The sequence below is a fragment of the Micromonospora sp. NPDC053740 genome, assembly GCF_040677775.1.
Classification (GTDB): Bacteria; Actinomycetota; Actinomycetes; order Mycobacteriales; family Micromonosporaceae; genus Micromonospora; species Micromonospora alfalfae.
Genome location: NZ_JBFASO010000009.1, coordinates 252663 through 266057, shown reverse-complemented (window position 1 = coordinate 266057; position 13395 = coordinate 252663). Strand labels below are relative to the sequence as shown.

At 72.7% G+C, this 13395-nt stretch carries 9 protein-coding genes; 7 read left to right on the top strand and 2 right to left on the bottom strand.

The annotated features are described in order from the left end of the window. The gene (locus tag AB0K35_RS23935; RefSeq protein WP_363887685.1) at nt 1-3180 is read right to left on the bottom strand and encodes a BTAD domain-containing putative transcriptional regulator; all 3180 of its coding nucleotides are present in this window, start codon (nt 3178-3180) and stop codon (nt 1-3) included. Between the two features lie 113 nt (nt 3181-3293). Between AB0K35_RS23935 and AB0K35_RS23930 the strand changes: the two genes are divergently transcribed. The 6 genes from AB0K35_RS23930 to AB0K35_RS23905 all read left to right on the top strand — a co-directional run bounded on the left by AB0K35_RS23930 (nt 3294) and on the right by AB0K35_RS23905 (nt 10278). Then, complete coding sequence (locus AB0K35_RS23930) at nt 3294-4127, top strand: ABC transporter ATP-binding protein (protein ID WP_238668467.1); 834 nt, start codon at nt 3294-3296, stop codon at nt 4125-4127. A 31-nt stretch (nt 4128-4158) separates the two neighbouring features. Further along, entirely contained in the window at nt 4159-5142 is a 984-nt protein-coding gene (locus AB0K35_RS23925) for an iron-siderophore ABC transporter substrate-binding protein (protein WP_238668468.1), read from the top strand. 5 nt (nt 5143-5147) lie between these two features. Beyond that, nucleotides 5148-7238, top strand: a complete 2091-nt coding sequence (locus AB0K35_RS23920; protein WP_363887851.1) for an iron ABC transporter permease — start codon at nt 5148-5150, stop codon at nt 7236-7238. 25 nt (nt 7239-7263) lie between these two features. After that, entirely contained in the window at nt 7264-8169 is a 906-nt protein-coding gene (locus AB0K35_RS23915; protein WP_363887681.1) for a siderophore-interacting protein, read from the top strand. A gap of 131 nt (nt 8170-8300) precedes the next feature. Continuing rightward, a complete protein-coding gene (locus tag AB0K35_RS23910) occupies nt 8301-9761 on the top strand; it encodes an SDR family oxidoreductase (RefSeq protein WP_091406888.1) in 1461 nt (486 codons plus the stop codon). A 40-nt stretch (nt 9762-9801) separates the two neighbouring features. After that, a complete protein-coding gene (locus AB0K35_RS23905) occupies nt 9802-10278 on the top strand; it encodes a heme-degrading domain-containing protein (RefSeq protein WP_238668471.1) in 477 nt (158 codons plus the stop codon). A 44-nt stretch (nt 10279-10322) separates the two neighbouring features. Here AB0K35_RS23905 and AB0K35_RS23900 read toward each other — a convergent pair whose 3' ends face one another. Then, nucleotides 10323-11699: an FAD-dependent oxidoreductase gene (locus tag AB0K35_RS23900; RefSeq protein WP_238668472.1), complete on the bottom strand. Its 1377-nt coding sequence runs from the start codon at nt 11697-11699 to the stop codon at nt 10323-10325. A 236-nt stretch (nt 11700-11935) separates the two neighbouring features. Between AB0K35_RS23900 and AB0K35_RS23895 the strand changes: the two genes are divergently transcribed. Next, the gene (locus tag AB0K35_RS23895) at nt 11936-13312 is read left to right on the top strand and encodes a serine hydrolase domain-containing protein (RefSeq protein ID WP_363887678.1); all 1377 of its coding nucleotides are present in this window, start codon (nt 11936-11938) and stop codon (nt 13310-13312) included. Nucleotides 13313-13395 lie beyond the last annotated feature (83 nt).

The following is a 13395-nucleotide window of genomic DNA, read 5'->3' as shown; positions in this document are numbered from 1 at the left end:
CTACGCGAGCAGGTCGTCCATCAGCTCGCGGACCCGGCTGACGGCCGCGGCGGGTGGCCGCTCGCGCCACGCGGCCAGCAACGGCTCACGCTGCTCCTCGCTCCCGAGGATGGCGTTGAGCCGTTCGCCGTTCTCAAAGGGGAAGAACATCTCGATCTGGGTGCCGATCCGCTTCGCGAGCACCGCCAGTTCGCGGGCGGTGTCGACGTCGCCGCGGTACGCCGCGAACTCCGCGCCGCCCGACGCCCACGCCCCGATCACCGGCAGGTCCCGTGAGGTCAGCGCGTCGTCGCGGGCGAGTGACAGCATCGCGGCCGCCTGGACGGTGGCATCGGTGCCCGACACCCGCCCAACCTGGGCCACCCGCAGGTAGATGATCGCCGCCGTGGCCCGGAGCATCACGCGCGGCTGTGGCTGCGGCCCGACCCAGCCGGCGAGGACACGCGTCACCTCGTCGGCGCGGGCGAGCGCCTCGTCGTACCGCTCACGCTGCCAGGCGAGGTGCGCCAGGCCGAGCAGCGCCTGCGCGGCGTCGATCTGCTCGGCCTGGCCCAGCGCGGCGGTTTCGCCCAGTCGCCGCTCCGCCTCCGCGTCGCCGGTCAGGGCGAGCTGCACGTCCAGCCGTACCCGGATCGACCGCGCGTCCTGCGTGGCGCCGACCAGTTCCATGTGCCGGACGCTGCGGGTCAGCCACTCGGCCGACCGGGCATCCCCGCCCGGGACCAGGAACTGCCCGACCGCACCCGCCGCCATCGCCATGCCCCAGTGGTCGCCGGCGGCCTCGAAGCGGTGGTAGGCCTGCTCGGCGTCACTGATCGACGCTTCCGGTAGGCCGCCGTTCTCCCGTACCGCCGCGCGCGCGAACAGCCCCAGCCCCTGCACGTACGGGTCCGGGTGCACGACCATCTCGGTAGCGCTCTTCAGGCTCTGCTCCAGATCGGACGCGTCGAAGCCGGGCAGCGCCGACGCGAGGGCGGTCATCCGGGACGACACCTCGCCGGGGCGTTCGGTCTGGAGCGTCCGTAGCGCCCGCCGGGCGAGCACGGCGGGTCGCAGATCGGCGCTGACGCCGGCGTTCACGCTGATCACCACGCACATCCAGGCCAGCCGGTCGGCGTGGGGCAGTGGCCGGCCGCTGGCCGCGCCGCGCAGGATCGCCGACCGCAGCCGCCGCTGCGGGTCGTCGATGTGCAGCAGCCCGCGCGCCCAGGCGAGGACCTCCAGGTGCAGGCCCCGCACCGACCAGAGGTGGAACAGCGCTGTGGCGACGTCGACGGCGGCGGGCTCGTCGTCCGCTCCCATTGCCCACCGCAGGCCCGCGACCAGGTTGTCCTGCTCGGCGGCGCAGCGGTGCAGCGCCTCGACCTGGCCGGGGCCGATGAAGCGGCCGGCCAGCGCGACGGCCTGCTCCCGCGCCCACCTGACGAGGCCGGCCATGGCCTGATCCCGGGCACCGGCCGCGTCCAGCCGGGCCTCGCCGTACTCACGGACCGTTTCGAGCATCCGGTAGCGCGGCGGACCATCCCCCTCGACCAGGGTCAACAGGGACTGTTCGACGAGGGTCGCCAGGCCGCGACGGACGTCCGGGGTCTGCGCGACGGCGGCGGCGAGGTCCGCTGTGAACGGCGCGGGGATGACAGCGACCCGCTGGAGCAGGTCACGGTCGGCTTCGGCGAGCAGTTCCCTGCTCCAGTCGACGAGCGCCCACAGGCTCGCGTGCCGCTCGGGCAGGCCGCGCAGTGCGTCGTCGAGCAGCGCGAACCGATCGGTCAGCCCGGCCAGCACATCGTCGATCGGCATGTGCCGCAGTCGCGCGGCGGCCAGTTCGAGGGCCAACGGCAGGTTGTCGAGCCGGTGGCACAGGGCGAGCGCCCGCTCGGTGTCCCAGGTCGGCACGGCGCCACCGGCCCGCGCCCGGGACTCGACCAGCGCGAGCGCGTCGGCGTCCGGCAACGCGGTCAGCCGGTGCACCAGCTCGCCGACCAGGCCCAGTGGGGCACGGCTCGTCGCGAGCACCGCGACCTCCGGCGAGGCCGCCGCGACCAGGTCCGCGACGACGACTGCCACCGCGTCGAGCACGTGCTCGCAGTTGTCCAGCACCACCAGCCCGTCGAGGTCCGGCGCCACTGCGCGCAGCCGCTCCTCGGGGCTGAGGACCCGCCGCTCCAGGCCAAGGTTGCCGCCGGTCGCCGTGGTGTCCGCACCGCCGAGCGCGGCGAGCACAGTGGGCAGCACCTCGTCGGGCGAGCGCAGGCCAGCGAGTTCGATCACGCGGACCGCCTGCCCACCCGCTGCCGTACGCCTGGCCACCTCGGCGGCGAGCCGGGTCTTGCCCGCCCCGCCGGTCGCCACGACCGTCACGACGGGTGTCTCGGCGAGCGCGTCGGTGACGGCCTTGACGTCCCGCTCCCGTCCCACGAGGGCGGCCATGGGGCGGCGCCACGCGGCGGGCAGCGTGATCCGCGCCTGTTGCCGGGGCGGCGCCGCGACGGGTGGTGCGGTGAGTTCACCGCGCAGCAACGCCAGGTGGACGCTCGTGATCACGGGCGACGGGTCGGTGCCGTAGCGGTCGGCCAGGTCGGCGCGCAGCCGCTCGACGACCTCCAACGCCTCGGCCTCCCGTCCCTGTGCGGCAAGCACCCGGACGAGCAGGGCGGCGGACGGCTCGTCCGGCGGTGTCCGCGCGACGAGTCGGCCCAGGTCGACCTCGTCGAACGGGCCCATGCCGGCGAGTGCCGCCTGCGCGCGCAGCGCGGCGACCTCCGCGAACAGGCGGGTGTCCTCGGCGCTGGCCAACTCCGGCACCTCGGGGAACAGGGCCCGCGCCTGGTCGGCCAGGCCGCGGGCGGCACTGACGTCACCGCACCGGAGCATGGTGCCGGCCTGATCGACGAGCGTGCGCGCCTCGACCGCGTCGACGGTGATCTGCTCGGTGGGCAGGCGGTATCCGCCCGGCACCGCGACCACTGGCAGCCCGAGACGGCGCACCCGGGACACGAGCGCCTGGACGGCGCCGGTCGCGTCGTCCGGTGGCGCGCCGTCCCAGACGGCGTCCACGAGCAGGCTCACGGAGACCGCCCGCCCGCGCGCGTCGACGAGCGCGCGGAGCACCGCCGCGAGCCGTTCACCCCGGACGGGCTGGCCGTCGACGGCGAGGGGGCCGAGGGTCGCGATGTGCACGGACCCAGCATCCCCCACGCGCGCACAGACCCGACGACCACCGGTACGCCAGGCCTGTCACGGCCCTGCGACCGGCTTGACAGGCCGGCTTTCAGTTAGGTTAGCCTAACCTCATGCAGAACGAGTTGGCGTCGGTCAACGGGGAGCGCAGCCTGTCCGGCGTCGACCTCCAGCTGGGCTATCACGGTGTGCCGGTGGTGCACGGTGCAGTGATCAACCTGCGCGCGGGTGCCGTCACCGCACTGGTGGGGCCCAACGGCAGCGGCAAGTCCACCCTGCTGCGGGCCCTGGCCCGGCTGCACCCGATCGAGGCCGGAATCGTGCACCTCGCCGACGGCGTCACGGCCGCCAGCCTCGCGGCCCGGGAGTTCGCCCGGCGGGTCACCCTGCTCGCCCAGAGCCGGCCGGTGCCCAGCGGCGTCACAGTTCGCGACGTCGTCGGCTACGGCCGCCACCCCTACCGCGGGCGCTGGCGCACCGAGGACCCGGACGGTCCCGCCGCCATCGCACGCGCCATGGACGTCACCGGCATAACCGCGATGGCCGACCGTCCCGTGGACGAACTCTCCGGAGGCGAGTTGCAGCGGGTCTGGTTGGCCACCTGCCTCGCCCAGGACACCCCGGTTCTGCTCCTCGACGAACCCACCACGTTTCTCGACCTGCGCTACCAGGTGGAGATCCTCGACCTGGTCCGCGACCTCGCGGACGATCACGGCGTCGCCGTCGGCGTCGTGCTGCACGACCTCAACCAGGCAGCCGCCGTGGCGGACGAGGTGGTCCTGTTGCAGCAGGGCCGGGTCCGCGCCACCGGCACCCCGGCAACGGTGTTCACCGAGAACGCCCTCACCGAGACCTATGGGATCCGCATCGAGGTGACCACCGATCCGGTCAACGGACTGGTCACCACCCGCCCGGTCGGGCGGCACCAGATCCGCGCCCTGGTCTGAACACCCCCATCCACAGCAGAGAAAGACCGTCATGACCCGTACCCGTTTCACAGCCCTCATCGCCGTCGTGGCCGCGCTGACGCTCGGCGCCTGCGGCACCACCGAGAACGCCGCGGCCCCCGACACCTCCGCCTCGGCGTCCGGCGGTCCGGTCACCGTCACCGACAGCCGGGGCAAGGAGATCACCCTCAAGACGCCGGCGACCAAGGTGGTCGGGCTTGAGTGGGGCGAGGTCGAACTGCTGGTCAGCCTCGGCGTCATGCCCGTCGGTGTCGCCGACCCCAAGGGCTACGGCACCTGGGTCACCTCCGCGAAGCTCGATCCGGGCGTCAAGGACGTCGGGGTCCGCGGGGAGCCCAGCGTCGACGCGATCGTCGCCCTCCAGCCCGATCTCGTCGTGATGGAGGACGACCGGGGCGCCGCCATCGTCAGTCAACTGGAGAAGTTCGTGCCAGTGGTGGTCGCCAAGGGCAGTGACGCCACCGACAACCTCGGCCGGATGCGCACCGACCTCAACATGATCGCGAAGGCGGTCGGCAAGACCACCGAGGCGGAGAAGCTGCTCGCCGACTTCGACGCGGCCATCGCCGACGGCAAGAAGAAGATCACCGACGCGGGTGCCGCCGGCCGTCCGTTCGCCATCGCCGACGGCTGGAAGGAGGGCAGCACCGTCAGCATCCGGATGTTCGGCACTGGCGCGCTGGTCTCCCAGATCGGCATCCAACTCGGCCTCACCAACGCCTGGACCGGTAAGACGGACGAGGTGTGGGGCCTGGGTCAGACCGACGTCGAGGGCATGACGGTCCTGAAGGACCCGAACATGCACCTCTTCTACAACGCCTCCGACGGCGACGACGTGTTCGCCGACGGCCTCGCCGGCAACGCCATCTGGACGTCGCTGCCCTTCGTGCGGAAGGGCAACCTGCACAAGATGCCCAACGGCATCTGGACCTTCGGCGGTCCGCTCTCCGGCAAGCAGTACATCGACGAACTCGTCAAGACGTACACGGTGTGAGCGTGCTGAAAGCGCCCCCGCGCCCGGAGCCGGCCACCCGGCCGGCTCCGGGCGGACGCCCGGCCGTGCCCCGCATCGCCGTCGTCTTCGTCGCCGCGCTCCTGCTGCTGCTCGTGGTCGGCGCGGTCCACCTCACCCAGGGCACCTCGAACGTCGGGGCCCTCGACCTGCTGCGCCTCACGACCGGCGCCGACGACGAGGCGGCCCGCGTCCTGATCGCGTCCCGGCTGCCCCGGCTGCTCGCCGGGCTCACCATCGGCGTGGCGCTCGGGTTCGCCGGGGCGGCGTTGCAGTCGATCGCCCGCAACCCGCTCGCGTCCCCCGACACCCTCGCGGTCAACGCGGGCGCCCACCTGGCGATCGTCGCCGTCGCCGCGTTCGGCGTCTCGCTGCCCGCGCTGCCCGCCGGCGGTCTCGCCTTCTGCGGCGGGCTGGCCGCCGCCGGCCTGGTGATGGCGATGTCCTCGGGTGGGCAGGCCGGCACCACCCGGCTGATCCTCGCCGGCTCGGCGACCGCGCTGGCGCTCGGGTCGGTGACCACCCTGCTGCTGCTCCTGTTCGAGCAGGCCACCATCGGGCTGTTCGCCTGGGGGAACGGCTCGCTGGTGCAGAGCGACCTGACCGCGCTCACCCAACTCGCCCCGGTGATCGTCGGTGCCGCCGTCGTGCTCGTGCTGCTCGGGCACCGCCTCGACATCCTCGCCCTCGGCGACGACACCGCCACAGTGCTCGGCCTCGACGTGCGGCGCACCCGGCTCACCGTCATGGTGCTGGCCGTGCTGCTCTCCGCCGCGGCAGTCACCCTCACCGGCCCGGTCGGCTTCGTCGGCCTGTGCGCACCGGTGATCGTCCGGCTGCTCGCCCCTGTGGTGCCGGGGGTGCACCGGCACCGCGTCCTGCTGCCGTTGTCCGGAATCGCCGGGGTCATCATCGTGCTCGGCTCCGACGTGCTGCTGCGAGCCGTGATGGGCGGGCAGGCCGGGGTCGACATCCCCACCGGCGTGGTCACCACTGTGTTCGGCGCGGCGATCCTCATCTGGCTGGCCCGCCGGCACCGCGACGCCGGCCCCACCCGTCGTCCGCCGGGCGGTCACGCGGCCGTCCGTTCCGCGGCCTTCCACCGCGGCGTCACCGCCGTCCTGAGCGTCTGCGCCGTGACGGTCGGCATGCTCGCCGGTGACACCTGGGTGCTGCTCGGGGACGTCGTCAACTGGGTCAACGGCACCACCGGGCCCGCGTACACCTTTGTGCTGGACCAGCGGTGGCCGCGCGTCGCCGCGGCGGTCCTGGCCGGCGCGGCGCTCGCGGTCGCCGGCACCACAGTGCAGGCGGTCTGCCGCAATCCGCTGGCCGAACCCGGCATCCTCGGCATCACAGCGGGCGCCGGGCTCGGGGCGGTCTCCCTGCTCACCTTCGTGCCGCTGGCCGGAGTGTGGGCCGTCTCCGGCGTCGCCGGACTCGGCGCGATGCTGGCGTTCGCCCTGGTCTACGGCCTGGCCTGGCGCGGCGGACTGAGCTCCGACCGACTGGTGCTGATCGGCTTCGGGGCCTGGCAGGGCGGCATGGCGGTCATCACCTACCTGGTGGTCGCCTTCGACCCGTGGAACACCGGGAAGGCGTTGACCTGGCTGTCCGGCTCCACCTACGGTCGGACGCCCACCCAGGTGCTGCCGGTGCTGATCGCCCTGCTGGTGCTCACCCCGGCCGTTGTCGCCGCCCGCCGGGAGCTCGACCTGATGGCGCTGGACGACGACACCCCCCGCGTGCTGGGTGTCCGGCTGGAACGCACCCGGTTGATCGCGCTCGGCGCGGCGGCGTTGCTCACCTCCACCGCCGTCTCGGCCGTCGGGGTCATCGGGTTCGTCGGTCTGGTCGCCCCGCACGCCGCGCGGGCGCTCGTCGGCGGCCGGCACTCCCGGGTGCTCCCGGTGGCCGCCCTGCTCGGCGCGGCGCTGGTCAGCATCGCCGACACCTTCGGCCGGACGGTCATCGCGCCGGCCCAGATCCCCGCCGGCCTGGTCACCGCCATGATCGGCACCCCGTACTTCGTCTGGCTGCTGTGGCGCTCCCGCGCCGTGGCGAGCACCACCCGGTAGAGCCGCCCGAGTCGAGAGAGGCACCATGACCGAGACCCTGCCCATCGCCCCGTGGCGCGTGTTCGCCGTCACCGTCCGCGCGGTACGCCGCCTGAGCCCTTCCTTCACCCGGGTGACCTTCACCGGGGCGAACCTGGACCGCTTCGCCGACAACGGCTACGACCAGCGGATCAAGCTGGCACTGCCGCTGCCCGGTCAGGACCGGGCGACCCTGCCGGACGGCCCGGACTGGTACGCGACGTGGCGGGCCCTGCCCGAGCATCTGCGCAACCCGATCCGCACCTACACGGTGCGGGCGGTCCGCCCGCACCTGGCCGAGGTGGACGTCGACCTGGTGCTGCACGGCGACAGTGGTCCGGCGACGCGCTGGGCTCGGCGGGCCAGCGTCGGCGACGAGATCGCGCTGGTCGGGCCGGATGCCGGCTTCGACGGCAACCACGGCGGGGTCGAGTTTCGACAGTCCACCGGCGGCACGCTGTTGCTGGCCGGGGACGAGACCGCCGTGCCGGCGATCAGCAGCATCTGCGAGCGGCTCCCCCTCGACGCCCGGGGCACTGTCGTGCTGGAGGTGCCCGACGCCGCCGACGTGCTGCCGCTGCTCGCGCCGCCCGGCGTCGAGGTCCGCTGGCTGGCCCGGGGCGCCGACGGGTACGGCAGCAGGCTGGTGCCCGCCGTCGTCGCGGCCGCCGGGGAACTGCTGGCCCCCGGCACGTCGACGGCCGCCCAGCCAGTGCCGGACGTCGACGTGGACACCGAACTCCTGTGGGAGGTGCCCGAGCAGGCGGCCTCGGCACCGCTCTCCGCGTGGCTGGCCGGGGAAGCCGGCGTCATCCGTACCCTGCGCCGGCACCTGGTCGCCGAGCGGGGCCTGGACCGGCGGGCGGTGGCCTTCATGGGCTACTGGCGTCTCGGTCACACCGACGCCGACTGACAGCGCCGCGAGGCGCACCACGCCGGACGGCCGTGAGGTGCGTCGGAGGCGGTGAGGCGCGTACCGTTTCGGGTCGGACTTGGGGTGGACCGGCTGGAGCCGGCACGGGATACGGGACGAGACAACGACGCATGACGGTGGACAACATTACCGAAAACGGTCAAGAGGGCATTGACCGAAGCCGGCTGGAGGCCTGCCTCAGCGTCTTCGAGGCGTTGGAGGCGCTGCCCTCCGACCATCCCGACGTGGTGCAGGTGCAGCGGGCCACCGCCCGGCTCTACAAGGTGATCAAGCAGCGGCGGCGGGAGGAGCGACGGGACGCCATCCTCGCCGCCGACCGCGCGGTGACGGAGGCCACCGCCACCGGCGCTCCGGGGCGGATCGACGACGAGACGCAGGGCATTCCGCTCGCGTCCTCCGTCGCCGGCGAGACTGCCGGCTTCCTGCACAATCCCCGCGGCTGCTACGTCTGCAAGCAGCGCTACCGCGAGGTGGACGCCTTCTACCACCAGCTCTGCCCGTCCTGCGCCGCGTTGAACCGGGAGCGCCGCGACGCCCGCACCGACCTGACCGGCCGGCGTGCGCTGCTCACCGGCGGGCGGGCCAAGATCGGCATGTACATCGCGCTGCGGCTGCTGCGCGACGGCGCGCACACGACGGTGACGACCCGGTTCCCGCACGACGCGGTCCGCCGCTTCGCCGCGATGCCCGACAGCGCGGACTGGCTGCACCGGCTGCGCATCGTCGGGATCGACCTGCGCGACCCCGCCCAGGTGATCGCTCTGGCTGACGACGTCAGCAGCCAGGGCCCCCTCGACATCCTGATCAACAACGCGGCGCAGACCGTCCGCCGGTCCCCCGGGGCGTACGCGCAGCTCATCGCCGCCGAGGCCGCGGCCCTGCCGGACGGCCCGCTGCCGGAGCTGATCACGTTCGCCAAGCCGGACGGGCAGGGCGGCCCGGTGGGCAGCCTGACCGCCGGGCCACAGTCGACAGCGCTCACCCCGCACGCGCTCACCGCGCTGGCACTGACCAGCGGGTCGGCCTCGCCGGAACGGATCGCGGCGTCCACCGCCATCGACGCCGGCGGGCTCGTGCCCGACCTCGACTCGGTGAACAGCTGGGTCCAACGGGTCCAGGAGGTGGACCCGGTCGAGCTGCTCGAAGTGCAGTTGTGCAACGTCACAGCGCCGTTTGTCCTGGTCAGCCGGTTGCGCCCGGTGATGGCCGCCGCGTCGGCCCGCCGCAAGTACGTGGTGAACGTGTCGGCGATGGAAGGCCAGTTCGGCCGCGGGTACAAGGGGCCGGGGCACCCGCACACCAACATGGCCAAGGCGGCACTGAACATGCTGACCCGCACCAGCGCCGAGGAGATGTTGACCGACGGCATCCTGATGACCAGCGTCGACACCGGCTGGATCACGGACGAACGTCCCCACCCGACGAAGATGCGGCTGGCCGACGAGGGCTTCCACGCCCCGCTGGACCTGGTCGACGGCGCGGCCCGCGTGTACGACCCGATCGTCCGGGGCGAGCAGGGCGAGGATCTGTACGGCTGTTTCCTGAAGGACTACGCGCCCTGCGCCTGGTGATCGCACCGATGATCGCCTTTGCACGATGAGGAGAAGGAACATGTCAGCTGACCGTGAGTCGTGGCCGACGCTGGACGAGCTGCTGCGCGAGGAGAACGAGCTGGAGCTCGCGGGCCTGTCCGAGACCGACGCGTACGAGCTGGGGATGCTCGCCGTCACCGCCGCGACCGAGCAGCGGCTGCCGGTCTCGGTGGGTGTGTGGCGGGCCGGGCGACAGCTGTTCCACTGTGGCCTGCCGGGGTCGACGGCGGACAACGACGCGTGGCTGCGCCGCAAGGGTCGTGTGGTGATGCGGTTCGAGCACTCCTCGCTCTACATGGCCCGGCTGTGCCAGGACAAGCAGGTGACGCTGGCCGAGCGGTTCGGCCTGCCGGCCTCGCGGTACGCGGCGGCCGGGGGCGCGGTACCCCTGCGGGTTCGCGGCACCGGTGTGGTGGGCTGGGTCGGTGTCTCCGGGCTGCCGCAGCTGGACGATCACCGTTTCGTGGTCGACATCCTCCGCAAACTTTCCCGATAGAGCGTTCCCGGCGGCCTCGCAGGCGAGGCCGCCGGGTCACTCGCTCAGCGTGCGCGCCGGTTGGCGCGCAGGGCGCCCAGGAGCACGCCGGGGCGGGCCAGCGAGTGCGGGTGCTCGCGCATGGAGACGACGTCGTTGAATCGCCGCGCGGTCGCCACGTCCGTGATGGTCGCGGCGATGACCTGGCTGCTGGCCCAGCGGGAGAACCGGTAGCCGCGTGGGTAGGGCCCGTCGACGTGGGGCAACGCCAGGTCCGCCGAGGTGGAGAGCGACCAGGCGGCGTCGACCACCACCTTCTGGAGCGCCAGGTAGTGGCGCGCGGGCGCCCGCAGGTCCGGGCCGGACCGGAGGTACGTCGACAGGCAGGCCGCGTGCAGGGCCGACGCCGTCATGCCCTGCCCGTACACCGGGTTGAACGACGCGACGGCGTCACCGACGCTGATCAGGCCGGCCGGGAACCGCTTGAGCGCGTGGAAGTCCCGTCGTCGACTGTCGGCATGGTGGTAGGTCTGGACGTCGCCGATCATCTCCTGGTCGGCGACCTCGCCGAACTCCGGCGGGAACTGCTCGCGCAGGCGGCGGACGAAGTCATCAGCGGTTCGCCCCGGACGGTCGTCGCCGTAACCGGCCATCATCGCCATCCACCGACCGTCCTCGATGGCGAAGAACGCGGCCCCGGCCACGTCCATCGCCGTCCTCGGCGTGTTCAGGGCCAGTACGACGGTCGAGGCCGGGGTGACCTCCGGACGGCGGAACAGGGCGGTCGCGTAGTTGAGGTGCACTGTCATCCGCCGGGTGACCGGTCGGTCCCAGTCGGCCTGCTCCAGCCAGTCCGAGAGTCGGCTGGACCGCCCCATGGCGTCCACCACGAGGTCAGCGCGTTCGACACCGGGCACCCCACCGACCTCACAGCGGACCCCGGTGACAGCGGTGCCGTCGAACACGAGGCCGGTGGCGCGGGCGGTGATCGTCTTGACGTTGGGCAGTCGGAGCACCTGCTGGCGGATCAGGCCTTCCAGCAGCGGCCGACTGCCCGCCAGACTGTCGGCGTCGTCGGGGACGACGACCTTCAGACGCCCGTCGAGGTAGTTGCGCCGGGCCGTGGGCGGCGCCTCGACCGCTCCGCGCTTCAGTGCCTCGTCGCGGAATCCGGGAAACAGGCGCTCCAGCTGGAAGAGGCCGCCGGGCAGCAGCGCGTGCAGCTGCGTCCCCTGGGGTACGCCGGGCCGCGCGCCGGTCACCTGCGGGTCGTCCCGGTCGATGATGACGACGGTGTCGGCGTGGTCGGACAGCACCCGGGCGGCCAGGAGACCGGCGACACTGCCGCCCACCACGACGGCCGTGCCCATCGTCGGGGACGGCTGGTCAGGGGGTCGAGCCGCATTCAGCTCTGCGAAGACCCGGGACGGGGAGAGGGACATCGTGCTCTCCAAGGGGGTAACGGGGTGTGTGCCCTCCCCGGTCACTGTGCGCGACCGTGCGCGGACAGACCGGTGGACGGTGGTTCGACGTTTTGCCCGCCGATCGTCGCACAATCATCTGAATGGCAACCTGCTGTGTCTGCCAGATGACCGCCTGTTGACCGATGGGCCGGACGCGTCCGGCGTTCGGACCGGTCAGGTGGCGCGTCCTCTGGCCGGCTGTCACGATCTCCGGCATGCCCGTTGCACGTCGAACTCTGCTCGGGGCCGGCCTGGCCGCCGCGACCACCGCCCTCACCGGTTGCGGTGCCACCGGCACGCCGAACCCCGGTTCGGCCGGCCCTGGCGACGCGACGACCGGGACGGGCGCCACCGGCAGCCGGGCCGGATTTGGTACGGCGGGAGACGCCGGGCCGCCGCTCAGGGCACCGGACGCACCGGTCGGCGGCAACCCACCAGTCCGTCAGGCCGGCTACGCGCAGGACGTGACCGCCCTGCTCCGCCGACACCTGCCCGCGACCCCGCAGACCGTGCAACACAAGGGTTTTCCCGGTGCGGTCGCTCTCGTCGTGGTGGGCGGAAAGGTGACCGTGCACACAGCGGTCGGTGAGGCGCTGCGTTATGCGGCGGGCCCGAAGCTGCTCGCGGCGAACCACCGCGTCGCGATGCGCCGGGACTCCATCTTCGACCTCGCCTCGGTGACCAAGGTGTACACGGCAATCCTGCTGTTGCAGCAGGTCGACAAGGGCCGTGTCGACCTCGGCGCTCCGGTGCGCGACTACCTGCCCGCCTTCACCGGCGCGGGCAAGGAGCGGATCACCGTCGAAATGTTGCTCACCCACACCAGCGGTCTTCCCGTCGGCGCCACAGTCACCGGCCTGCCCGACAACGCGGCCCGCTGGAACGCCGTGCTCGGCACGCCGCTGGTCTCCGGCGCCGTGCCGGGGAAGACGTTCCGTTATTCCAGCGTCGGGCTCATGGTCGCCGGCAAGATCGTCGAGAAGGTCACCGGCCAGCGGCTCGACCAGGCGCTCAAGACCAACCTGACCGGCCCGCTCGGCCTGCGCGACACCGGCTTCAACCCGAACACCTGGCTGTCAGCCGCCGCGAAGGCCAGCCGACTGGTCGCCACCGACGCCCGCTCGTCCAGAGGGCTGCTCCGTGGCGTCGTCCACGACGACGTCGCCAACCACCTTGGCGGCATCGCCGGTCACGCCGGCATCTTCGCCTCCGCGACCGATCTCGCGGCCATTGGTCAGCTGCTCCTCAACGAGGGCACCCACCAGGGCAAGCGGATCCTCGCCGTGGCGACGGTGCGCCGGATGCTCACCAACCACAACGCCGGCAAACCCGCCATCGACCCCGAGCGCCCCAACCGGACCTCGGCGCACGGCCTCGGCGTCGTCCTCGACCAGAGCTGGTTCATGGGGAAGCTCGCCTCGGCCCGGACCTTCGGCCACACCGGATTCGCCGGCCCTTCGCTCCTGGTCGCGCCCGACCGCAAACTCGTCCTGGCGCTGCTCACCAACCGGGCGCACCCCAACTGGAGCTGGTCGAACCCCGACCCGGTCCGCGCCGCCGTCGGCGACCTGCTCGCCACGAAGGTCAACTGACTGGAAGGTGTGGACCATCGCGCCCCACCCTGACACGATACTTGCGCTAGTAGTGCAAATACTTCGTCCGTCCTGGTGGAGGA

What these genes read in the sequence shown, in the direction of transcription:
- AB0K35_RS23905 (WP_238668471.1), top strand. Translation starts at nt 9,802, where the DNA reads ATGTCAGCTGACCGTGAGTCGTGGCCGACGCTGGACGAGCTGCTGCGC.
- AB0K35_RS23925 (WP_238668468.1), top strand. Translation starts at nt 4,159, where the DNA reads ATGACCCGTACCCGTTTCACAGCCCTCATCGCCGTCGTGGCCGCGCTG.
- AB0K35_RS23915 (WP_363887681.1), top strand. Translation starts at nt 7,264, where the DNA reads ATGACCGAGACCCTGCCCATCGCCCCGTGGCGCGTGTTCGCCGTCACC.
- AB0K35_RS23895 (WP_363887678.1), top strand. Translation starts at nt 11,936, where the DNA reads ATGCCCGTTGCACGTCGAACTCTGCTCGGGGCCGGCCTGGCCGCCGCG.
- AB0K35_RS23930 (WP_238668467.1), top strand. Translation starts at nt 3,294, where the DNA reads ATGCAGAACGAGTTGGCGTCGGTCAACGGGGAGCGCAGCCTGTCCGGC.
- AB0K35_RS23910 (WP_091406888.1), top strand. Translation starts at nt 8,301, where the DNA reads ATGACGGTGGACAACATTACCGAAAACGGTCAAGAGGGCATTGACCGA.
- AB0K35_RS23900 (WP_238668472.1), bottom strand. Translation starts at nt 11,699, where the DNA reads ATGTCCCTCTCCCCGTCCCGGGTCTTCGCAGAGCTGAATGCGGCTCGA.